The following is a 21808-nucleotide window of genomic DNA, read 5'->3' on the forward strand; positions in this document are numbered from 1 at the left end:
CTTGGACACCATCCGTACTAGGCTGGAATGCAGACAACACCGCCCTTCAAGGGGTATTCAGGCGATCAGCAGGAGGACAGTTATGGCAGGCGAATCCACATTCGACGTCGTCAGCAAGGTAGACAAGCAGGAGGTTGCCAATGCGCTGAACCAGGCGCAGAAGGAACTGGCCCAGCGGTATGACTTCAAGGGCGTGGGCGCCGAGGTCGATTTCAGCGGGGAGAAGATCCTGATGAAGGCGAACTCCGAGGAGCGGGTACTTGCCGTCCTGGACGTACTGCAGTCCAAGCTCATCCGCCGCGGCATCTCGCTGAAGTCCCTGGACACCGGCGAGCCCTACGCGTCCGGCAAGGAATACCGGCTGGAGGCCTCCATCAAGGAGGGCATCGCCCAGGACCTCGCCAAAAAGATCAACAAGCTGATCCGCGACGAGGCCCCGAAGTCAGTCAAGTCCCAGATCCAGGGCGACGAACTGCGCGTGACCTCCAAGTCCCGCGACGACCTCCAGGAGACCATGAACCTGCTTAAGGGTTTCGACGAGGCCGACCTGCAGTTCGTGAACTTCCGCAGCTAGCGTCCCGCCGTCGTTTTCGACGCGAAAAAATCCTGACGCTACGCAAAGAGGCTGGCGACGCCCGTATACGGGCCGCGCCGGCCTCTTTGCGTGTCGAAGGGTTTTTTGCGCGTCGAAAGGCCCCCTGGCTGTCCCCGCAAAGGGGAAAGTACGACGGCGGCGCTCAGCTGAGCGGGCGGCCCGCCATGAGTTCCAGCCGGGCGATGCGGTCCTGCATCGGCGGGTGCGTGGAGAACATCTTGCTCAGTCCGCCGCCCCGGAACGGGTTGGCGATCATCAGGTGCGAGGCGTTCACCAGCTTCTGGTCCGGCGGGAGCGGCACCATCTGCACGCCCTGGTGGATCTTGCGCAGGGCTGAGGCGAGCGCCAGCGGATCGCCGGTAAGTGCGGAACCGTCCTCGTCGGCGTCGTACTCCCTGGTCCGGGAGATGGCCGACTGGATCACAGTCGCCGCTAGCGGGGCAAGCAGGGCCATGGCGATCATCGCGAGCGGATTCGAATTGCGCCGGTCGCCGCCGCCGAAGAACAGCAGCATCTGCCCCACCGAGGTGATCACGCCCGCCACCGCCGCGGCCACCGATGAGGTGAGGATGTCCCGGTTGTAGACGTGCATGAGCTCATGGCCCAGCACGCCGCGCAGTTCCCGGACGGAAAGCAGCCGCAGGATGCCTTCCGTGCAGCAGACAGCAGCGTTCTGGGGGTTCCTGCCGGTGGCAAAGGCGTTCGGCGCGGGTGTGGGCGAAACGTAGATCCGGGGCATGGGCTGGTTGGCCCGGGCGGAGAGTTCCCGGACGGTCTGGTAGAGCTGGGGAGCCTGGTCCTCGGTCACGGGGTAGGCCTGCATGGACCGGAGGGCGATCTTGTCGCTGTTCCAGTACCCGTACACGGTGGTGCCCACGCCCACCAGCGCCATGATCCAGATGGGAGCGGCACTGCGCATGCTGGTGCCGATCACGGCGCCCAGTCCGAGAAGGACCGCCCAAAGCACCCCGAACAGCGCCGCGGTCTTCAGTCCGTTGTGGTGATTATGCACTGTGCCTCCTCGCGAGACTCCTGCCCTGGAATATGCCTATCCAACGTGCTGCTACGGAACGGGGTTCCGCGCGTCGTACTTCAGGAAGCCCGACTGCCAGCGTGCCACCGCCCAGGCCACGGCAATGCACACCAAGCCGCCCAGCAACAAGACCCAACCTTCACTCAAAAGTCTAGTACCGCCGCCGGCCAGCATGTCCCCGACCCGCGGACCGCCCGCAACCACCACCACAAACACCCCCTGCAGCCGCCCGCGAAGATGGTCCGGGGCGGCGGCCTGCAGGATGGTGGTGCGGAAGACGGCACTCACGGAATCGGAGATTCCCGCAAGGGCACAGCAGAGCGCTGCGGGCAGCAGCCACCATGTCACGCCGCCGGCACCGGAGCGCCCGGCCAGGACCACCACCAGCCCGAACCCGGCGATGGACGCGCCCCAGCCCATCACGGACCACACCACGGCACGTCCCTGCCGGCGGATCCCGCCGAGCGGTCCGGAGAAGAGCCCGGCCAGGAACGCCCCCACGGCCGTCGAGGCCAGCAGCACGCCCACGGTCGCTTCGCCGCCGCCCACCATCACGGCACCGATGGCCGGCATCAGGGCCCGCGGCTGCGCAAAGATCATGGCCACGAGGTCGATCACGAACGTCATGCGCAAGTTGGGGCGGGTGCCCAGGAAGCGGAAGCCCTCCACCACGGAGCGCAGCCCGGCGCGGTGCGATTGCTTGCCCGGCGGCATCGGCGGAAGGCTGAGCAGGGCCCAGAACGCAAAGGCGAAGCTCACCACGTCGATGGTGTAGGTCCAGCCGAAGCCCACCCAGGCCACCAGCACGCCGGCCAGCAGCGGACCGGCTGTCATGCCCAGTCCGAAGGTGATCATGCTCAGTGCGTTGGCCGCGGGCAGCAGCTCCTTGCGGACCAGCACCGGGATGATGGCACTCCGGGCAGGCTGGTTGATGGCCTGCGCCCCGCTCTGCACGGCCACCAGCCCGTACAGCAGCCACACGTTCCGCACCTCCAGCCAGGCCTGCAGCGCCAGTCCGGCGGTGGTCAGCCACAGGACGGTGGTGGCCAGGAGCGCCACCCTGCGACGGTCGTGGGCGTCCGCGATGGAACCGCCCAGCAGGCCTCCCAGCACCAGGGGAACCAGCGCGAAAATACTGAGGAGCCCCACGTAGAGGCTGTCCTGCGTCAGCCGGTACACCTCAAGGCTGACCGCCACGAGGGTCAGCTGGCTGCCAAGGTTGGACACGGCTGACCCGAGCCACAGCCGGCGGAAGTCAGTGCTCTCGCGCAGCGGAGTGATGTCGGCCAGAAGTTTTCCCACTGGCGCAACTCTAGCCGCGGGCACCGACGCCGCCGGATCATCCTGAAGCGGGCACCATGACACGGGCGCTTACCTTGATAGTCTCGGGCGGTGAACACAACGGGGGAAGGAGTGCGCATGGAGCTGTCCAGACGGCTGCTTTTCGGCTCGGCCGTGTGGGAAGTCACCCGCCCGCGCACACCGCTTACCGCCGGCCACCTGATGATCCGCCTCAGCAATCCGGCTACGGCCCTGGACCACCGTTCGGCCGCCGACTGGCTCCGGTGCCACAACGCAGCCCGTGAGGCACTCGCCTCAGTGCTCGGGGCCGGCGCCTGCACCCTCCTGTTTGCACACCGCTGGCACGCCCTCGGTGCCGCCATCGGTGAACCTGCGGCGGAGTCGTCCACGCCGTCCTTCCACCTGTTCGGCCGCTGGGACGGGGAACCTGTCACCCCGGCGGAGCAGCTCGCACTTCCGGCCTGGCGCCGCAGGCCCGTCCCGCACCAGGACCTGAACAAGCACGACGGCGGCCTGCGCGCCGCGCTGCTGCAGGCGGCAGTCGCAGCAGCGGAGGGCCCCGGCCCCGGAGGAGCGGCGCCGCTGCCTTCCGTCCGAGCCTGGACGCCGTCGTCCCCTGCCGGGACACACCACACGGTTCTGGCTCCCGAACGGGCAATCGGTTCCGTCCAGGATGTGACACCCCCGGAGCTGCTGGCCCTGGCCGCGGCGCTGGAGGACCTGGCGGTGAGGCAGCCTGTCACCGGACTCAGCTGCATCGTGCCCGATACCGCCGTGACTGGCGGGCAACTGGAGCTGCATGCGCTGGGCCGCGCCGCCGGCGAATCCGTCAATCCGCTGGAAATGTTGCTCGATTCACCGGAAGTTAACCCAGCCTTATTGTGATTCAGTCATAATAAGTGCTTGAATGGGGTCATGACAGTTCACGTGGCGGGCCAGGATGCATGGGCTGCCGCCCTGCGCGCCCACGGCCGCCGGGTGACCAAACAGCGGCTGGCCGTGCTGACCGCCGTCGAACACCACCCGCACTCGCCGGCTGAAAGCATTCTTGCCGCCGCGCGTGAGGAACTCCCCGAACTGACCGCACAGTCCGTCTACGTGGTCCTGGGCGATCTCACCGATCTGCACATGCTGCGACGCTTCGAACCGCCCCACTCCCCCGCGCTGTACGAAACTCGGGTGGGGGACAACCACCACCACGCCATCTGCATCAGCTGCGGCCGCGTGGAGGATGTCGACTGCGCCGTCGGCCACGCGCCCTGCCTCACCCCGCACTGGAGTCCGGACGCCAAGCCGATGGCCATCCAGATTGCCGACGTGATGTACCAGGGCATTTGCCAGGACTGCCAGCGCACCCAAAAACTTCCTTCTGAACGTCCCTCACAAGTAATCGAGAAATAGGAGAAAAATGACTGCGAACATCTCAACAACCCAGTCCGGCGCGCCCGTCACTTCCGACGCGCACGCACAGTCCGTCGGTGCCGACGGCGCCATCATCCTCACGGACCACTACCTGATCGAAAAGCTCGCCCAGTTCAACCGCGAGCGCGTGCCGGAGCGCGTAGTGCACGCCAAGGGCGGCGGCGCGTTCGGTACGTTCAAGGCCACCTCGGACATTTCCAGGTACACCAAGGCCGCGTTCCTGCAGCCGGGCGCTGAGACCGAGATGCTGATCCGCTTCTCCTCGGTCGCCGGCGAGAGCGGCTCCCCGGACACCTGGCGCGACCCCCGCGGTTTCGCCGTCAAGTTCTACACCTCCGAGGGCAACTACGACCTCGTGGGCAATAACACCCCCGTCTTCTTCATCCGCGACGGCATCAAGTTCCCGGACTTCATCCACTCGCAGAAGCGCCTCCCGGGCACACACCTGCGTGACGCGGACATGCAGTGGGACTTCTGGACCCTGTCCCCCGAGTCAGCACACCAGGTCACCTGGCTCATGGGCGACCGCGGCCTGCCGGCCTCCTGGCGTGAAATGCAGGGCTACGGCTCGCACACCTACCAGTGGATCAACGCCGCGGGCGAGCGCTTCTGGGTCAAGTACAACTTCAAGTCCAACCAGGGCGTCAAGACCATCTCCGGTGACCAGGCTGAAGAGCTGGCCGGCTCGGATGCGGATTTCTACATCCGCGACCTGCAGGACAACATCGCCGAGGGCAACTTCCCGTCCTGGGAACTGCACGTCCAGGTCATGCGATACGAAGACGCCAAGACCTACCGCTTCAACCCGTTCGACCTCACCAAGGTGTGGCCGCACTCGGACTACCCGCTGATCCACGTGGGCACCATGGAGCTGAACAAGAACCCGGAGAACTACTTCGCGCAGATCGAGCAGGCCACCTTTGCGCCGTCGAACTTCGTGCCGGGCATCGCCGCTTCGCCGGACAAGATGCTGCAGGCCCGCATCTTCTCCTACGCCGACGCACACCGCTACCGCGTGGGCACCAACCACGCGCAGATCCCGGTGAACCAGCCGAAGAACCAGGTCAACAACTACAGCCAGGACGGCGCCGGGCGTTACCACTTCAATGCCCCGTCCGTACCGGTTTACGCCCCGAACTCCTTCAACGGCCCCGCTGCAGTTGAGCCGGCTTCCCCGGCCGGCGGCTGGGAGAACGACGGCGAGCTCACGCTCTCCGCACACTCCCTGCACGCCGAGGACGGCGACTTCGTCCAGGCCGGCACGCTGTACCGCGAGGTGTTCGACGACGCCGCCAAGGCCCGCCTGCTGGACACCATCACCGGTGCGGTGGGCGGCGTGAAGAACGCTGGCATCAAGGAACGCGCCATCCAGTACTGGACCAACGTTGACGCCGAGCTCGGCGCCAAGCTGCGCGCCAACCTCGGCGCAGGCCAGACGGAATCCGACGCAGAGGCTGCCAACAAGCTCTGATCCGCGTTGCCCGGCACCTTGACAGTGCCACTTGCCTGACAGAGCACCCCGCCGCGGACAATCCGCGGCGGGGTGTTCTTTTCCACATACGGTGCCTTTTCGGGTGCCTTCCGGTGCTTTTCGGATGCCTTTCCACATACGCGGCGGAGCCTCTGGCCTGCTATGCCTGGCGGCCCTAGGCTCCCTACATGGACACATTCGAGGGCATTCCCGCCGCTGCGACCGGCTTCTACGCCGGACTCGAGCAGAACAACAACCGGCAGTGGTGGCTGGAGCACAAGTCCGGCTACGAGGCACTCGTCCGGGAACCGCTAACGGCCCTCCTGGCCCAGCTGGAGCCGAGGTTCGGTCCCGCGAAGATCTTCCGGCCGAACCGCGATATCCGCTTCTCCCAGGACAAGTCCCCGTACAAGACTGCCCAGGGAGCGGTCGCGTCGTTCCAGGAAGGCGTGGGCTACTACGTTCAGCTGAGCGCCGACGGTCTCCTGGTGGGCGGCGGCTGCCATTCGAGCACGCCCGCCCAGCTCACGCGCCTCCGGAACTCGGTGGACGCCGCCGGGACCGGCGAGTTGCTGCAGCAGATTATCGGCAACGTCACTGCGGCCGGCTTCACCGTGGACGGCGAACAGCTCAAGACTGTCCCGCGGGGCTTCCCGCGCGACCACCCCCGGGCCGAGCTCCTCAAATACAAGTCGTTGTCCGCGGGCCGGGAACTCGGCGAGCCCGGCTGGCTGTCGACTCCGGCCGCCGCTGACGAGGTTGCCCGGCTGTGGGAGCAGATTCGGCCGCTCGTCGAGTGGGTCGGGCGGCACGCGGCACCCTGACGGGGTCAGACGTGCTGGCCGTCGGTGGCCAGGCGGTGCTCAAGGTTGGAGAAGAATACGGCCACCATCAGCTCGAAGGCCCTGGTGGCTTCCTCCGGCTGGTTCATGACCACAAAATCGAACTGGAGGCCGTAGAACGTGGACGTGAAAAGCCGTGCGTCGGTGTCGGCGAACTCCGGACGGATGCCCTGCACCACCAGCCAGTCCCGCGCCTTTTCGTGGAGTAGCCGGAAGTGCTCCTGGGCAGTTCCGCGGGGCGTTGGCGCCACCACGTCCTGCGCCGTGGCCTCGAACTCCAGCCTGGCAAGGTGCCGGTTCCGCTGGGCCATGGTCCACTGCCAGGATTCCATCAGGTAGGCCCGCCAGGCTTCCCGGTCGATGTCGCGCACGTCCGTGGTGCGCATGCTGTCCAGCCGGGATTCGATGGAGCGGATGATCTCATTGACGAGCTGTTCACGGTTGCCGAAGTGATAGACCAGAACGTAGCTGCTGATGCCCAGGCCCTCGGCCAGGCTTCGGAAGGTAAGCTCCGCCAGGGTCTTGTCCATCAGGTAGTCCTGGATGGCGGACAAGAGCTCCATCTTGCGCTCCGGTTTAACTGCTCTGGCCATGACTCCATCTTATGGAATCATGGCCAGGGCAGTTTTCAGGTGCGGCAGGGCGCGTTGCGGCGCTGTACGGGCGTCAGCTGCGTGTCAGCGCGTCCTCGTCCTGCACGGCGTGCGGTGCGCCGTTGACTGCCGCCTTTGCGGCGGCAAACTTCTCGTTGAGCCGCGAGTGCCGCTGGCCGTAGGCGAAGTAGATGCCCACGCCGATGACCAGCCAGCCGGCGAAGAAGATCCACGTCTCCACGGCGAGGTTTGTCATCAGGTAGAGGCACAGGAGTGCGGATACCACCGGGAGGACCTTGCCGAACGGCACCCGGAACGCCGGCTTCAGGTCCGGGCGCTTCTTCCGCAGGACCAGGATCCCCAGGCTGACCATCACGAACGCGGAGAGCGTGCCGATGTTGATCATTTCCTCCAGCAGGTCCACGTTGGTGAGGCCAGCCACGAGGGCAACGCCGGCACCACAGATGATCTGGAGGCGGACCGGCGTCGCACGGATGGTGCTCGTCTTGGACAGCGAGCGCGGCAGCAGGCCGTCGCGGCTCATGGCCAGGACAACGCGGGACAGGCCCATCAGCAGCACCATGATTACCGTGGTCAGGCCAACCAGCGAACCGAAGGCGATGACCTTGGCGGCGTCGGTGTTGCCCACGGCCTCGAACGCGGTGGTGAGGGTGGGGTTCTTCGCCTCCGCCAGCTGCGTGTAGGACACCATGCCGGTCAGGGCGAGGGACACCAGGATGTAGAGGACGGTGACGATAGCCAGGCCGCCGAAGATGCCGCGCGGAAGCGTCTTCTGCGGGTTCTTGACCTCTTCGGCCGAGGTGGCCACGACGTCGAACCCGATGAAGGCGAAGAAGACCAGGGCCGCGCCGGCAAAGATGCCCAGCGTGCCGTACTGGGCCGGAACGGCACCGGTGAGGAACCCGAAGAACGACTGCTTGAGCACGTCCGCCGAGCCGGTGGCGGAAGTGGGCTCGGAGGCCGGAACGAACGGGGCGTAGTTCTCGAACTTCACGTAGCTGAAGCCGACCACAATGACGAACAGCACCACGGCGATCTTGATCAGCGTGAAGATGTTGCCGACGCGGGCGGACAGCTTTGTCCCCAGCACCAGCAGGACGGTGAATACAGCCACCACCAGGAAGGCGCCCCAGTAGAGGTCCACGCTGCCAAGCGAAATGGCGGGCGGAATGTCCACGCCCATCAGGGCGAACACCTTGCTGAGGTAGATTCCCCAGTATTTGGCGATCACGGCGCCGGCCGTGAACAGCTCCAGGATGAGGTTCCAGCCGATGATCCAGGCCAGCAGCTCGCCCATGGTGGCGTACGTGAAGACGTAGGCGGAACCGGCCACCGGGATGGCGGTGGCAAACTCGGCGTAGCACATGATGGCCAGGGCGCAGGTGACAGCCGCAATGGCAAAGGAAACGGTCACGGCAGGGCCGGCGAAGTTCGCCGCGGCCTTGGCACCGACGGAGAAGATACCCGCGCCAACGGCAACGGCGACGCCCATGATCATCAGGTCCCACGTGCTCAGGGAACGCTTCAGTTTGCGTCCGGGTTCATCGGCGTCAGCGATTGACTGCTCGATGGATTTCGTCCGGAAAAGGTTCATAGGAAAGTCCACAATCTCGATAGCTTGTTGGAAACAGACTTATCAAGAGTAGTGTCCATCCAGTGGACGGTCACATTTATCTCAGATAATGAGACAAATAAGCGGGCCGGGCCGGAGTCAACCCAGCGCCAACGAACACTTGAGGCCCCTCTCACGAGGGGCCTCAAGTGTTCGTTCGCGCTGTTGGACGGGTCTCTCAGGGCTGCTGGGCAGGGCCTCTTAGGCCGGCCAGTCCATCAGCTTTGACCGGATCATGAACCGCTTGCCTTCCGGCGCCTCCACCGAGAAGCCGCTCCCCCGGCCCTGGACCACGTCCACGGTGAGGTGGGTATGGCTCCAGTAGCTGAACTGCTCCCGCGACATCCAGAACTCGAGGGGCTGCGGTGCCACGCCGTCGGCGAGATCGAACAGGCCAAGGAGGACGTCCGCATCGGCTGTGATGAACTCCCCGGCCGGATAGCACATGGGCGAGGAGCCGTCACAGCAGCCGCCGGACTGGTGGAACATCAGGGGTCCGTGCTGGATCCAGAGTTTCCTGAGCAGTTCCACGGCCTCGGCGGTGAGCGCCACCCGGGAGATATCCTCCCCGGGCAGCGTCACTGCGGCATCAAGCCTCGCCTCCGTCATCAGTATTTGATGACGACGCGGCCATCGATCTTGGCGTGCTTCATCTCGTCAAGAACGGCGTTGACCTCGGAGAGCTCCCGGGTGGAGACGGTGGGGTGGATCTTGCCCTCCGCGTAGAATTCGAGGGCTTCCTCAAGGTCCTGCCGGGTACCCACGATTGAACCGCGGACGGTCAGGCCCTTGAGCACGATCTCAAAAATCGGCGCAGGGAAGTCGCCCGGCGGCAGCCCGTTGAAAACGATCGTTCCGCCACGGCGGGCCATGCCGATCGCCTGACCGAATGCAGACGGGTGCACTGCCGTGACCAGGACTCCATGGCAACCTCCGGTTTCACGCTGGATGACTTCGACCGGGTCCTCGTGCAGGGCGTTGACGGTCAGTTCCGCACCGTGCTTCTTGGCCAGGGCGAGCTTGTCGTCCGCGATGTCCACGGCGGCTACCCGCAGGCCCATCGCCACGGCGTACTGCACGGCAATGTGCCCGAGTCCGCCGATGCCGGAAATAGTGACCCACTGTCCGGGCCTCGCCTCGGTCATCTTCAAGCCCTTGTACACAGTGACGCCGGCGCAAAGCACGGGTGCGACCTCAACGGGGTCCGAACCCGCCGGGATGCGGGCGGCAAAGCGCGTGTCCACGAGCATGTATTCGCCGAACGAGCCGTCAACGCTGTAGCCGGCATTCTTCTGCGCCTCGCACAAGGTTTCCCAGCCGGTGCGGCAGTACTGGCAGTCGCCGCAGGCGGACCAGAGCCAGGCGTTGCCCACGAGGTCTCCGACAGCCAAATCAGTGACGCCTTCCCCCAGGGCCACCACTTCGCCCACGCCTTCGTGGCCGGGGATGAACGGCGGTGTCGGCTTGACCGGCCAGTCACCCTCGGCCGCGTGGAGGTCCGTGTGGCAGACGCCGGTGGTGATGACCTTGACCAGCGCCTCACCGCGTCCCGGGGTGGGAATGGGGAGGGTCTGGATCTGAAGATCCTTGCCGAATTCGGTTACTACAGCTGCTTGCATTGTCGTCGTCATTGGCGAAATCCTTGCGTCGATGGAGCGTTGGTGTGATTCGTGCGGTGAAGGGTGGTGCTGCCTTCCTGAGGGGTGGCCAGGGTGGTGCGGGCGGGGACGGATCAGTGCTGATCCGTCCCCGCCCGGGCCAAGGGCGGAGAGGGGCGCGAGGGCCCCGTCGTGGCGACGGAGTCGACACCACGGGAGCGCCCCAATCCCTTAGAAGAAGCCGAGCTTGTTCTCGTTGTAGCTGACCAGCAGGTTCTTGGTCTGCTGGTAGTGGTCCAGCATCATGGAGTGGTTTTCACGTCCGATGCCGGAAGACTTGTACCCGCCGAACGCGGCGCCGGCAGGGTAGGCGTGGTAGTTGTTGACCCACACGCGGCCGGCCTGGATTTCGCGGCCCGCACGGTAGGCGACGTTGCCGTTGCGCGACCAGACGCCGGCGCCCAGGCCGTAGAGGGTGTCGTTGGCGATTTCCATCGCGTCGTCGTAGTCACTGAACCGGGCGACAGACACGACAGGTCCGAAGATCTCCTCCTGGAAGATCCGCATCTTGTTGTGGCCTTCGAAGACGGTGGGCTGGACGTAGTAGCCGCCGGCCAGGTCGCCTTCCAGCTGGGCGCGGGCGCCGCCGGTGAGCACCTTGGCGCCTTCCTGCTTGCCGATGTCGATGTAGGAAAGGATCTTCTCCAGCTGGTCGTTGGAGGCCTGTGCACCGAGCTGGGTGTCGGTGTCCAGCGGGTTGCCCTGGATGATCTTCTCCACCCGGGCCACGGCGTCAGCCATGAAGGAATCGTAGATGTCCTCCTGGACGAGGGCACGGGACGGGCAGGTGCAGACCTCGCCCTGGTTGAAGGCAAAGAGCGCGAAGCCTTCCTGAGCCTTGTCGTAGAACGCGTCGTCGGATTCGGCAACATCGTTGAAGAAGATGTTCGGGCTCTTGCCGCCGAGCTCCAGGGTAACGGGGATCAGGTTCTGGCTGGCGTACTGGCTGATCAGGCGCCCGGTGGAGGTCTCGCCGGTGAAGGCGATCTTGCGGATCCGCGGGCTGGACGCGAGGGGCTTGCCGGCCTCCACGCCGAAACCGTTGACCACGTTGAGCACGCCGGCCGGCAGCAGGTCACCGATGAGTTCCATCAGGACCAGGATGGAGGAGGGCGTCTGCTCGGCGGGCTTAAGGACCACGGCGTTGCCGGCGGCCAGGGCCGGGGCGAGCTTCCAGACGGCCATGAGGATGGGGAAGTTCCACGGGATGATCTGGCCCACGACGCCGAGCGGCTCGTGGTAGTGGTAGGCCGTGGTGTCGTCGTCAAGCTGGGAGAGCCGGCCTTCCTGGGCGCGGACGGCGGAGGCGAAGTAGCGGAAGTGGTCCGCCGCAAGGGGAATGTCCGCATTCAAGGTTTCGCGGATGGGCTTGCCGTTGTCCCACGATTCGGCGACGGCCAGCATCTCGAGGTTCTCGTCGATGCGGTCGGCGATCTTGTTCAGGATGGCGGCGCGTTCGGCAACGGAGGTCTTGCCCCAGGACGGTGCGATCTTGTGCGCGGCGTCCAGCGCCAGCTCGATGTCTTCCGCGGTGCCGCGGGCAACTTCGCAGAAGACCTTGCCCGTGACGGGGGTGATGTTCTCGAAGTACTGGCCCTTGACCGGGGCAACCCACTCGCCGCCGATCCAGTTCTCATAGCGGTCCTTGAACGTGACCTTCGAACCCTCGGTACCGGGCTGTGCGTAGACAGTCATTGCTAGCTCCTTTGCTGTGGCAGTTACTATGCCTCCACCGTAGGAGCCGGGAGGTTGCAACCAGGTTGCAACCCTGTGACTCAGCTCACGCCGGCGCCGTCCCGCGCCGCAGGCGCCACCCTTCAGGCGCTAAGTTCGTTTTCCAGCCGTTCCAGATCGGCGACGACGGCGGCCCGCTTGGGCGAGCGCGGCGGCAGGAGCTTCAGCGCGGCGGTGCGGACGCCGACGTCGTCCTTTGCTTCCGGAAGTTCCGCGTACCTCAACAGCGCATCGGCGCTGCCGTCCGTCAGGACCGCCTCGCGCAGCAGCGTGGACACGCGGTCCCGCAGGTCGATGATGCCTGGCGCTTCCGAGCGCGGCAGCACCGCGCCGCGGTAGATCTCGAGGGCAATGCGGTGCGCCCCTCGCTGCAGGCAGTTGAGCACCTGGCTGGAATCCGGCATCAGGTCCATGGGGAGCCGGTAAGGGCGGGAATCGGGGACCGCCTCAGGGCTGAGCTGCTGGAGGACCTTGCGCAGGCGCACCATCTCCGGCCGGAGCGTCATGGAGGAGCCGTCGCCCGGATACAGCAGCGTGCAGAGTTCCTCCGCACTGAGCCCCTCGGGGTGGACGCTGAGCAACGCCAGGATTTCGCTGTGCCGGGCGGAGAGTGCCACGGTGCGGCCTTCGATGCTGAGCAGGGCCTGGTCCCGGCCCAGGAGCTGGAGGCTGTTGCGGTACAGGCTCCCTTCCGCACCGGAACCGGCGCCGTCAGCCCTGCGGGCAGCCAAAGAGGCCGTCCGCCGTCGGGCCGGCGCTGCCTGGCGGGCGGCCGCCAGCTGGAGCCGCTCCACGCGCAGCTGCGCCTGCGCTGCCGCCACGGTGGCCTCCACGAGGGACAGCGTGTGCGGAGCAACCGCGGATTCTGTGCCCGTGATGTCCACAACGCCCAGTAGGGCGCCGGAGTCCGGGTCGTGGAACGGCACCGCCGTGCAGCTCCACGGGTGGACTGAGCGCTTGTAGTGTTCGGCGCCGGAAATCTGGATGCTGCGGCCCAGGGCCAGGGCTGTTCCGGGGGCGCTGGTGCCAACGCTGGCCTCGGACCAGTCGGCGCCTGCCACAAACATCATGCCTTCGGCGCGGCGCTGCATGACGGCGTCGCCCTCCACCCAAAGCAGCCGCCCCACCTCATCGCCCACGGCGACCAGCAGCCCGCTGTCGTGGCTGGGCAGGACCAAAAGCTTGTGGATCACGGGCATGATGGTGGCCAGCGGGTGCTGCCGGCGGTATTCCTCGAGCTCCTCCCGGTCCATGGCCAGGGGCGCCTCGGGGTTGTCCGGGTTGGCACGGAATTGGACGGAACGCTGCCAGGACTCCTCCACCAGGCTGCGCAGCCCGGGCAGGTGCACGCTGCTGACGTGGCCGGCGCTGCTCGTTGAGTCGAGGCCGCCGGCCGGGCCGAAGCCGGTCGCACCGAGTAACTCGTGGCCCGCAAGGGCATGCCGCTGGAGCAGTGCCGCGGCGTCCGTGCCCGGAACTGCTGGCTGATTCGTTTTCCTCATCGAACTCCCTTGCCGGCACAACGGCGTGCCAGGCGTGACGGCATGCCGTGCTGGATTGGTCTGCTCAGTCTATTGCCATCCAGCAAGCCGCCATAGGGTTAGCCCTCCGAGTTCCGGGAGATGCGGATCATTTCCTCGCGGGGCACAACCTTGACGCGTTCACGCACGACGCCGGTGTCCGCCTCCGCTTCGGTCCATTCCTTCCCGAGGGCTGCTTCGTGCGCGTCCAGCCTGTTCCAGCCTTCCCAGGTGGTGTATTCCACGCCGCGTTCTTCCAGCAGCGCAATGATGGCGTGCGGGTCCGGGTTCTGCGCCGGCGGTAGGGTCAGCCGGTCCTCGAGCAGGCAGCCGATGGTTTCCAGGGCGTCGCCCTTGGTGTGCCCGATCAGGCCGACCGGGCCCCGTTTGATCCAGCCGGTGGCGTAGATGCCGGGGACCGGGTTGCCCCCGGGGTCCAGCACGCGGCCGCCTTCGTTGGGGATGACGCCGCCCCGGGCGTCGTATTCGAGCTCGTCCAGCGGCGAGCCGTGGTACCCGATGGCCCGGTAGACGGCCTGGACGGGGTAGTCGATGAACTCCCCAGTGCCCTTGACGTGGCCGGTGCCGTCCAGCTGCATCCGTTCAAACTTGATGCCCGCCACCTTGCCGGTGCCCGCGGTGTTGCCGGCGCCGTCGTAGATCTCCACGGGGCTGTGCAGGAAGTGCAGGTGGAGCCGCCGCGAGGAGGGCACTTCGGCTTCGGCGTGCTCCTCCACGAGCCAGTTGGTCATGGTGTTGACCATCGTCTTGATCTGGTTGTTGCTGCGGATGGCGTCGTCGGAGGCCTCGTCGAATTCGAAGTCCTCCGGGTAGAGCACAATGTCCACGTCCTTGGCGTGGCTCAGTTCGCGCAGTTCCAGCGGGGTGAACTTCACCTGGGCCGGTCCGCGGCGGCCGAAGACGTGCACGTCGGTGACCGGGGAGTTCTTGAGGCCCTGGTAGACGTTGTCCGGGATTTCGGTGGAGAGCAGTTCGTCCGCGTGCTTCACCAGCATGCGGGCCACGTCCAGGGCCACGTTGCCGTTGCCGATCACCGCGATTTCCTTGGCATCCAGCGGCCATTCGCGGGGTACGTCCGGGTGGCCGTCGTACCAGGACACAAAGTCCGCGCCGCCGAACGATCCCTCAAGCTCGATGCCGGGAATGTTCAGGTCCGCGTCCTTGATGGCACCCGTGGAGAAGATCACGGCGTCGTAGAAGGCGCGGAAATCGTGGAGTTTCAGGTCGCGGCCGTAGGTCACGTTTCCGAGGAAGCGGATGTCGCCGCGGTCCAGGACCTTGTGCAGGGCGTTGACGATGCCTTTGATCCGGGGGTGGTCAGGGGCCACGCCATAGCGGATCAGGCCGTACGGCGCGGGGTACGCCTCGAAGAGGTCGATACTGACCTCGAAGTCGCCGCCCTTGACCTCGTTGGACTTGGTCAGGATGTCCGCGGCGTACACGCCGGCCGGTCCGGCGCCGACGATCGCGACGCGGAGGGGACGTTTGGGGGTGGTTTCGGCCGAGTTGGACACCGGGAGCCCTTCTGAAAACTGAGAGACTGCGCCAGGTCACGTGGCGCACAGTGTCCCATTCTAAATGGTCAGCCCGCGTTCCCTGCCGGGCTGTTGAGGGATACTACGTCGCCTTCCCGGTACAGCAGCGCCCGCAGTTCGGATTCGGCCGCGCCGGTCCGGCGGGGGTCGATGGTCTCCCCCGCGGAAAAATGATCCAGCAGCCGCGGATCCACGTAGCTCTTCCGGGCAATGGCGGGCGTGTTTCCCAGCACCGCTGCCGCCTCCTGCATGGCCACACTGATGGCCCTCTTTTTCGCGGCCACCGTTTTCTGCGGCCCGGTGCGGGCCAGGCTGACAGCGGCGGCCACGGTTCCGCGCAGCGTGCGGAAGTCCTTGGCGGTGAAGTCGGCCCCGGTGCGTTCCTTCACGTAATCGTTGATCTCCGCGCTGACCACCGGATGCCAGCTGCGCCCGTTCCTGTACGCCAGCAGCCTGGCGTACCCGCCACGGCGCTTGAGCAGGCGGACCAGGGCGGCGAGGTCGGCGTCGTCGATTTCCGACTCCCAGGTCTTGCCGCTCTTGGCCGGGAAACTCAGCAGCAGGCATTCCCGCTTCACTTTCACGTGGGCGCAGAGCAGGGTGGCCAGGCCGTGGCTGCCGTTCTCGTTGGTGTACCGCTCGGACCCCACCCGCAGTGACCCGCTGTCCAGCATCCTGAAGGCTCCGGCCAGGACCCGCACGCGGGCCGCGCCGTCGCTGCGGAGGTCCAGGGTGACCAGCCTGCGGGCAGTCGGCAGGGATTCGGCGAGCTGGAGGGCACGATCGAACTTGAGCCGGTCCTTCTTTTCGCGCCAGGCCGGATGGTAGATGTACTGCCGGCGGCCCATCGCGTCCAGTCCCGTGGCCTGGATGTGCCCGTTGTCGTAGGGCGCGATCCACACGTCGGTCCACTCCGGCGGGATGCCGATGCCCTCCAGCCGTTGCCGGACAGGGCCCGGGGGAAGCGTGGATCCGTCCAGGTCCCGGTACGTGAAGCCGGCGCCCGCGGCCAGGCGCCCGTAGCCCCTCCCCGAGGCGTTGCTGTGGCGGAGCCTCATCGCGCGGCCGGTTCAGAATGCGAATTCATATTAGTAAGCGTACTGAGCACCACAAGGTTCCGGGAACCGGTCTGCGGCGAATCAGTGCCGGCTTGGCGGAATACGGGCCGCCGTGGTGGTGTTATTGATCGTGTGCCTACACCCGACGGAACCACTGCCCCAGCCCTGACCACTCCGGGTACCTCCGCTGCAGCCGGCGCGTCCGGCGGACAGCCGCCCCGCCCCGACGTCGCCCTTAAGGCAGTGGACAAGGACACGACGGCGGGTGTCCTCTTCGGGATCGGCGCATACGGTTTGTGGGGCTGCTGCCCCTGTACTTCTTTGCCCTGCAGCCGGCCGGTGCGGTGGAAATCGTAGCCAACCGGGTGGTGTGGTCGCTGCTGTTCTGCACGCTGCTGATCACGGTCACCCGCTCGTGGCGCGTCCTAGGGGCGGCATTCCGGGACCGGACCCTCCTTGGCACCCTGTCCATCGCGGCGGCCCTGATCGCGGTGAACTGGCTGACGTACACGTACGGCGTGACCACCGGCCAGGCCGTGGAGGCGTCCCTGGGCTACTTCATCAACCCGCTGGTGTCCGTCCTGCTGGGCGTGTTCGTGCTGAAGGAGACGTTGCGTCCGCTCCAGTGGGCCGCCGTCGGGATCGGCTTCATTGCCGTGGTGGTGCTGACGATTTCCTACGGCAAGCTGCCCTGGATCGCGCTGACACTGGCCGTCAGCTTCGGGCTCTACGGCTTCGTGAAGAAACGGATCGGGCCCAAGGCCGATGCCGTCACCAGCCTGACCATGGAAACGGTGGTGCTCACTCCCCTGGCAGCCGCCACGATGATCTTCCTCGGTGTCAGCGGGGCCGCCACCCTCGGCACGGAAGGCGCGGGGCACTTCTGGCTCCTGGCCGCCTCCGGCATCATCACCGCGGTGCCCCTGGTGTTCTTCGGCGCGTCGGCCCGCCGCCTGCCCATGACCACCATCGGCCTGCTGCAGTACTTCGCTCCCGTGCTCCAGTTCATCGTGGCCCTGGTGGTGTTCAAGGAAACCATGACCCTGGACCGCTGGATCGGCTTCGGCGTCGTGTGGCTGGCGCTGCTGGTGCTGACCGTGGACATGCTCGCGGCAACGCGCAGGAACTCGGTAATCCGGAAGTGCGCGCTGCGGGAAGCGCGAGCGGGCAGCTAAGCCCCGCCCGCCATCCCCACACCCACAACCTCCAAGCGCGAACGGGAAGATAATGCCCTGTTTTTCGCTTTTTGGGGGCCACTATCTGCCCGTTCGCGCTTAGGAGGGGTTGCTTAGGGGCTGTCGACGCGCTGGTAGTCGCGCGGGATAACCACCATCGGCACCGGCAGCGCACGCAGCACCTTGTTGGCCGTGCTGCCGATGAACAGCTTGTACTTCTCGGCCAGGCGTGACGAGCCCACGATCAGGATCTCGCCGTCGTCCCATTCGAGGTCGTCGATGCACTCCTCGATGATGCGGCCGTGGGCCACCTCCACGCTCACCTTGTGGCCCTCCGGAAGCCGGTGCGACGCTTCGGTGAGAACGGTGTTGGCGTGGATGTGCGCGGCGTTCACCACTTCACCGCTGTCCCCCTCGGCGTCGAGCTCCACCAGGGAAACCATGCGGAGCGGAACGCCGCGCCGTTGCGCGGCGTCGATGGCGACGTCGATCGCGGCATCCGCGCCGGCCCGCTGGCCGACGGCGAGGGTCAGCCGGGTCAGGGCCTCGGTGCGGCGGTAACCGCGGGGAGCCAGCGCCACCGGAACCGGCGAGGCGTGCAGGAGCGCGTTGGCCACGCTGCCCACCGTGTGCCGCTTGAACAGCCCGCTGCTGGCCGCCCCGACGACGATGAGCCCGGCCTGGTAGTCGACAGCGGCGTCGATCAGCCCCGACGCAAACGACTCGGCATGGCGCACATGGAATTCCACGGGGACGTCCTCCGGAACCAGCCCGAGCCCTTCCCGTTGCGCGTCCGCCACAGCCTTTTCGCCGGCGAGGGCGTGGCCGCCGGCCACCTCCTGCGCAACGTGCACGCCCTTGTTCACCACATAGACAAGGTCCAGCTGGGCGCCCTGCGCCCTGGCCAGGGCCGACGCGAGGGCAACGGCATCGGCGCCGCGTTCGTTTGGTGTGTAGCCAACTACGTATCGCATGGGTGAACCCCTTTTTGGGTCTGGGGCAGAATCCAGCCTCGCTCGGGATTCCCGGGCGACGTCGGCCGGTCTGCGTTCCTGCAGTGGTACTGCAGACTCTAGTCCAAAAGGCCACGTTTCAGGCGTACCTTTCGGCCCGGCGGGCGGCTTAAACGGAAGAGCCGCGGACGGTCGGTCCGCGGCTCTTCGGTTGGCTCCGGGTGCCCGGGTCAGGCATTCCGGTGGAGTCCCAGTGGATGGGGCCCTGGTGGGGTCGGTATTGGTCGGGCGCGGCCGTGGTTGCTGCTGGCCGTTAGGCGTGCGCCTTGATGGCGGCGGCCAGGACCTCAAGGCCGTCCAGCAGCAGCTCGTCGGTGATGACCAGCGGCGGCAGCAGGCGGATCACGTTGCCGTAGGTGCCGCAGGTGAGGATGATGACGCCTTCCTTGAGGCAGGCTGCGGCTACGGCCTTGGTCAGTTCCGGGTTCGGTTCCTTGGACCCGGCCTGCACCAGTTCGATGGCCAGCATGGCGCCGCGGCCGCGGATGTCGCCAATAACGGACCGCTCAGACAGCTCAGCAGCCAGCTCGCGGAGCCGGCCGGTGGCCAGTTCCTCGATGTGCCTGGCGCGGGCGTTGAGGTCGTACTCCTCCATGGAGCCGATCGACGCCAGCGCGGCGGCGCAGGCAACCGGGTTGCCGCCGTAGGTGCCGCCGAGGCCGCCGGGGTGGACGGCGTCGAGCAGGTCGGCACGTCCGGTGATCGCGGACAGCGGCATGCCGCCGGCGATGCCCTTGGCCATGGTGATGATGTCCGGCACAACGCCTTCGTGGTTCACGGCGAACCATTCGCCCGTGCGGCAGAAGCCGGACTGGACCTCGTCGGCGATGAAGACGATGCCCTTTTCCTTGGCCCAGGCGGCCAGTGCCGGCAGGAAGCCGTCGGCCGGGACAATGAAGCCGCCCTCGCCCTGGATCGGCTCAATGATGATCGCGGCAACGGATTCGCCGCCGATCTGCTTTTCGATCATGGTGATGGCGCGCTTGGCGGCCTCCGCACCCGTGATCGAGGGGTTTTCCTCGCGGTACGGATAGCTCATGGGCATGCGGTAGACCTCGGGCGCGAACGGACCGAAGTTGGTCTTGTACGGCATGGCCTTGGCGGTCAGCGCCATGGTCAGGTTGGTGCGGCCGTGGTAGGCGTGGTCGAAGGCGACGACGGCGTCACGGCCGGTGGCCAGGCGGGCCACCTTGACGGCGTTTTCCACTGCTTCGGCGCCGGAGTTGAACAGCACCGTGCGCTTTTCGTGGTCGCCCGGGGTGAGCCGGTTCAGCTGCTCGGCGACGGCGACGTAGCCTTCGTACGGGGTGACCATGAAGCAGGTGTGGGTGAAGTGCTCCACGGCTTCCTTCACGGCCCCGACGACGGCGGGATCGGACGCGCCGACGCTCGTCACGGCGATGCCCGAGCCGAGGTCGATGAAGGAGTTGCCGTCGACGTCGTGGATGATGCCGCCGTCGGCGTCGGCAACGAAAACGGGGACGCTGGAGGCCACGCCGGCGGCGACGACAGCCTTGCGGCGTTCGGTCAGGGCGACGGACTTGGGTCCCGGGAAGTCGGCCTGGACGCGGCGCTTCTGCTCGAGACGGTAGGTGATGTCATGGGCGGTTGCAGTCATGGGAATGCCTTTCTGGTGAGTGCCGGTCCGGGTCTTGACTAGCTCGACCACCGGGAGGGATGGGGTAATGCGTGCGGGTTAGGCGTCGAGCGCAGACATGACGTGCTTGATGCGCGTGTAGTCCTCGACGCCGTACATGGAGAGGTCCTTGCCGTAGCCGGACTGCTTGAAGCCGCCGTGCGGCATTTCGGCGGTGAGCAGGATGTGGGTGTTGATCCACACTGCGCCGAAGTCCAGGTCGCGGCTGACGCGCATGGCCGTGCCGTGGTCGGTGGTCCAGACGCTGGAGGCCAGGGCGTAGTCGACGTCGTTCGCCAGCTCCACGGCCTCGGCCTCGGTGCTGAACTTCTGCACGGTGATGACCGGCCCGAAGGTTTCCTTCTGCACCACGTCGTCCGTCTGCTTGGCGCCGGTGATGATGGTGGGTTCGAAGAAGAAGCCTTTCTCGCCCGCGCGGTGGCCTCCGGTCACAATCCGGCAGTTCTCCGGCAGGTGCTCCACCACGGAAGTGACCGCGTTGAAGTGGTTCACGTTGTTGAGCGGGCCGAAATAGTTGTCTTCGTCGTTCTGCGAACCGGTGTGCAGGGTCTTGGTGTGTTCCACCATGGCCGCCAAGAGGTCGTCGTGGACCGAGTCCTCAACCAGGACGCGGGTGATGGCGGTGCAGTCCTGGCCGGCGTTGAAGAAGGCGAACTCGGCAATGGCCGCAGCGCTCTTCTTGATGTCGGCGTCCTTGAACACGATGGCCGGAGCCTTGCCGCCGAGCTCCAGGTGGGCGCGCTTGAGTCCCTTCGCGGCGCCGGAGGCAACAGCGATCCCGGCGCGGACGGAGCCGGTGATGGAGACCAGGCCGGGGACCTTGTGGTCCACCATCATGGCTCCGGTTTCACCGGTTCCCAGGACAACGTTCAGGACGCCGGCCGGGAAGATGTCCTTGGCCAGCTTAGCCAGCACCAGGGTGGATTCGGGGGTGGTGTCCGAGGGCTTGAGGACCACGGTGTTGCCCGCGGCGAGCGCGGGACCGATCTTCCAGATGGCCATCAGGAACGGGTAGTTCCAGGGGGCCACCTGGGCCACGACGCCGATCGGTTCGCGGCGCACGTAGGAAGTGTGGCCTTCGAAGTACTCACCGGCGGACTTGCCTTCGAGGATGCGGGCCGCGCCGGCGAAGAAGCGGAGCTGGTCGGCGCCGGCGGCCACTTCCTCGGACGCGATCAGGCTGCGGACCTGGCCCGTGTTGCGGTGCTGGGCCTCAACGAGTTCGTCGCTGTTGGCCTCGACGGCGTCGGCGAGCTTGAGGAGCATGAGCTGGCGCTGGCCCGGGGTGACGTGCTTCCAGGTCTTGAACGCCTCGCTGGCGGCCGTCATGGCGGCGTCGACGTCGGCCTGCCCGGAGATGGGCGACTTCGCCACGACGTCACCGTTGGTGGGGTTCACGATGTCCAGCAGTCCGGTGCCGGCGGGCGTGACGAACTCGCCGTTGATGAAGTTCTGCAAGGTTTGGACCACGGTGTTCAACCTCTTTCATACTGATTTCTGCAACCGGTTCTGAAACGGGCTCAGTGTTGCAACTGCTCATGAGCCT

18 protein-coding genes and 1 pseudogene are annotated in these 21808 nt (G+C 66.4%); 6 read left to right on the forward strand and 13 right to left on the reverse strand.

Annotation, left to right across the window (positions count from 1 at the left end):
• The first annotated feature begins 82 nt into the window (after positions 1–82).
• Entirely contained in the window at positions 83–574 is a 492-nt protein-coding gene (locus FCN77_RS19520; protein ID WP_137323591.1) for a YajQ family cyclic di-GMP-binding protein, read from the forward strand.
• 163 nt (positions 575–737) lie between these two features.
• Here FCN77_RS19520 and htpX read toward each other — a convergent pair whose 3' ends face one another.
• Both htpX and FCN77_RS19530 read right to left on the reverse strand, forming a co-directional pair.
• A complete protein-coding gene (htpX, locus tag FCN77_RS19525; protein WP_137323592.1) occupies positions 738–1607 on the reverse strand; it encodes a zinc metalloprotease HtpX in 870 nt (289 codons plus the stop codon).
• A gap of 51 nt (positions 1608–1658) precedes the next feature.
• Positions 1659–2930 carry an MFS transporter gene (locus FCN77_RS19530; RefSeq protein ID WP_137323593.1) on the reverse strand — a complete coding sequence of 424 codons (1272 nt, stop codon included), beginning with the start codon at positions 2928–2930 and terminating at the stop codon, positions 1659–1661.
• A gap of 117 nt (positions 2931–3047) precedes the next feature.
• Here FCN77_RS19530 and FCN77_RS19535 point away from each other — a divergent pair, with 117 nt between their 5' ends.
• The 4 genes from FCN77_RS19535 to FCN77_RS19550 all read left to right on the forward strand — a co-directional run bounded on the left by FCN77_RS19535 (position 3048) and on the right by FCN77_RS19550 (position 6647).
• Entirely contained in the window at positions 3048–3815 is a 768-nt protein-coding gene (locus FCN77_RS19535; RefSeq protein WP_137323594.1) for a hypothetical protein, read from the forward strand.
• Positions 3816–3845: 30 nt separating this feature from the next.
• A complete protein-coding gene (locus FCN77_RS19540) occupies positions 3846–4331 on the forward strand; it encodes a Fur family transcriptional regulator (protein ID WP_137323595.1) in 486 nt (161 codons plus the stop codon).
• Positions 4332–4338: 7 nt separating this feature from the next.
• Positions 4339–5823, forward strand: coding sequence for a catalase (locus tag FCN77_RS19545; protein WP_137323596.1), 1485 nt, complete (start codon positions 4339–4341; stop codon positions 5821–5823).
• Positions 5824–6011: 188 nt separating this feature from the next.
• The gene (locus FCN77_RS19550) at positions 6012–6647 is read left to right on the forward strand and encodes a DUF2461 domain-containing protein (RefSeq protein WP_137323597.1); all 636 of its coding nucleotides are present in this window, start codon (positions 6012–6014) and stop codon (positions 6645–6647) included.
• Between the two features lie 5 nt (positions 6648–6652).
• Here FCN77_RS19550 and FCN77_RS19555 read toward each other — a convergent pair whose 3' ends face one another.
• The 8 genes from FCN77_RS19555 to FCN77_RS19590 all read right to left on the reverse strand — a co-directional run bounded on the left by FCN77_RS19555 (position 6653) and on the right by FCN77_RS19590 (position 16417).
• Complete coding sequence (locus FCN77_RS19555) at positions 6653–7258, reverse strand: TetR/AcrR family transcriptional regulator (RefSeq protein ID WP_137323598.1); 606 nt, start codon at positions 7256–7258, stop codon at positions 6653–6655.
• A gap of 73 nt (positions 7259–7331) precedes the next feature.
• A complete protein-coding gene (locus tag FCN77_RS19560; protein ID WP_137323599.1) occupies positions 7332–8873 on the reverse strand; it encodes an amino acid permease in 1542 nt (513 codons plus the stop codon).
• A 219-nt stretch (positions 8874–9092) separates the two neighbouring features.
• Entirely contained in the window at positions 9093–9500 is a 408-nt protein-coding gene (locus FCN77_RS19565; protein WP_137323600.1) for a DUF779 domain-containing protein, read from the reverse strand.
• Positions 9500–10522 carry an alcohol dehydrogenase AdhP gene (gene adhP, locus FCN77_RS19570; RefSeq protein ID WP_175417318.1) on the reverse strand — a complete coding sequence of 341 codons (1023 nt, stop codon included), beginning with the start codon at positions 10520–10522 and terminating at the stop codon, positions 9500–9502. The genes FCN77_RS19565 and adhP overlap by 1 nt, the downstream gene beginning before the upstream one ends.
• A 198-nt stretch (positions 10523–10720) precedes the next feature.
• Complete coding sequence (locus tag FCN77_RS19575) at positions 10721–12244, reverse strand: aldehyde dehydrogenase family protein (RefSeq protein ID WP_137323601.1); 1524 nt, start codon at positions 12242–12244, stop codon at positions 10721–10723.
• A gap of 122 nt (positions 12245–12366) precedes the next feature.
• Positions 12367–13785, reverse strand: a complete 1419-nt coding sequence (locus FCN77_RS19580) for a GAF domain-containing protein (protein ID WP_137323602.1) — start codon at positions 13783–13785, stop codon at positions 12367–12369.
• 98 nt (positions 13786–13883) lie between these two features.
• Positions 13884–15338, reverse strand: a complete 1455-nt coding sequence (locus FCN77_RS19585) for an FAD-dependent oxidoreductase (protein WP_137323603.1) — start codon at positions 15336–15338, stop codon at positions 13884–13886.
• A 68-nt stretch (positions 15339–15406) separates the two neighbouring features.
• Positions 15407–16417, reverse strand: a complete 1011-nt coding sequence (locus FCN77_RS19590; protein ID WP_137323604.1) for a DNA topoisomerase IB — start codon at positions 16415–16417, stop codon at positions 15407–15409.
• A 123-nt stretch (positions 16418–16540) separates the two neighbouring features.
• On the opposite strand from FCN77_RS19590, the pseudogene rarD reads away from it, so the two are divergent.
• A pseudogene (rarD, locus tag FCN77_RS19595) lies at positions 16541–17592 on the forward strand (EamA family transporter RarD).
• A 113-nt stretch (positions 17593–17705) separates the two neighbouring features.
• On the opposite strand, the gene FCN77_RS19600 reads toward rarD, so the two are convergent.
• From FCN77_RS19600 to FCN77_RS19610, 3 genes are all read right to left on the reverse strand, one after another.
• Positions 17706–18566, reverse strand: a complete 861-nt coding sequence (locus FCN77_RS19600; RefSeq protein WP_137323605.1) for a universal stress protein — start codon at positions 18564–18566, stop codon at positions 17706–17708.
• 292 nt (positions 18567–18858) lie between these two features.
• Positions 18859–20223, reverse strand: a complete 1365-nt coding sequence (gene gabT / locus FCN77_RS19605) for a 4-aminobutyrate--2-oxoglutarate transaminase (protein ID WP_137323606.1) — start codon at positions 20221–20223, stop codon at positions 18859–18861.
• A 78-nt stretch (positions 20224–20301) separates the two neighbouring features.
• Positions 20302–21732 carry a gamma-aminobutyraldehyde dehydrogenase gene (locus FCN77_RS19610; RefSeq protein ID WP_137323607.1) on the reverse strand — a complete coding sequence of 477 codons (1431 nt, stop codon included), beginning with the start codon at positions 21730–21732 and terminating at the stop codon, positions 20302–20304.
• Positions 21733–21808: the final 76 nt, after the last annotated feature.

It is taken from the genome of Arthrobacter sp. 24S4-2 (assembly GCF_005280255.1).
In the GTDB taxonomy this organism is placed as follows: domain Bacteria; phylum Actinomycetota; class Actinomycetes; order Actinomycetales; family Micrococcaceae; genus Arthrobacter.

Excerpts from the sequence above, each read along its gene's own strand:
- FCN77_RS19520 (WP_137323591.1), top strand. The coding sequence starts at position 83 with ATGGCAGGCGAATCCACATTCGACGTCGTCAGCAAGGTAGACAAGCAG.
- FCN77_RS19535 (WP_137323594.1), top strand. The coding sequence starts at position 3,048 with ATGGAGCTGTCCAGACGGCTGCTTTTCGGCTCGGCCGTGTGGGAAGTC.
- FCN77_RS19540 (WP_137323595.1), top strand. The coding sequence starts at position 3,846 with ATGACAGTTCACGTGGCGGGCCAGGATGCATGGGCTGCCGCCCTGCGC.
- FCN77_RS19545 (WP_137323596.1), top strand. The coding sequence starts at position 4,339 with ATGACTGCGAACATCTCAACAACCCAGTCCGGCGCGCCCGTCACTTCC.
- FCN77_RS19550 (WP_137323597.1), top strand. The coding sequence starts at position 6,012 with ATGGACACATTCGAGGGCATTCCCGCCGCTGCGACCGGCTTCTACGCC.
- FCN77_RS19555 (WP_137323598.1), bottom strand. The coding sequence starts at position 7,258 with ATGGCCAGAGCAGTTAAACCGGAGCGCAAGATGGAGCTCTTGTCCGCC.
- FCN77_RS19560 (WP_137323599.1), bottom strand. The coding sequence starts at position 8,873 with ATGAACCTTTTCCGGACGAAATCCATCGAGCAGTCAATCGCTGACGCC.
- FCN77_RS19565 (WP_137323600.1), bottom strand. The coding sequence starts at position 9,500 with ATGACGGAGGCGAGGCTTGATGCCGCAGTGACGCTGCCCGGGGAGGAT.
- adhP (WP_175417318.1), bottom strand. The coding sequence starts at position 10,522 with ATGACGACGACAATGCAAGCAGCTGTAGTAACCGAATTCGGCAAGGAT.
- FCN77_RS19575 (WP_137323601.1), bottom strand. The coding sequence starts at position 12,244 with ATGACTGTCTACGCACAGCCCGGTACCGAGGGTTCGAAGGTCACGTTC.
- FCN77_RS19580 (WP_137323602.1), bottom strand. The coding sequence starts at position 13,785 with ATGAGGAAAACGAATCAGCCAGCAGTTCCGGGCACGGACGCCGCGGCA.
- FCN77_RS19590 (WP_137323604.1), bottom strand. The coding sequence starts at position 16,417 with ATGAGGCTCCGCCACAGCAACGCCTCGGGGAGGGGCTACGGGCGCCTG.
- FCN77_RS19600 (WP_137323605.1), bottom strand. The coding sequence starts at position 18,566 with ATGCGATACGTAGTTGGCTACACACCAAACGAACGCGGCGCCGATGCC.
- gabT (WP_137323606.1), bottom strand. The coding sequence starts at position 20,223 with ATGACTGCAACCGCCCATGACATCACCTACCGTCTCGAGCAGAAGCGC.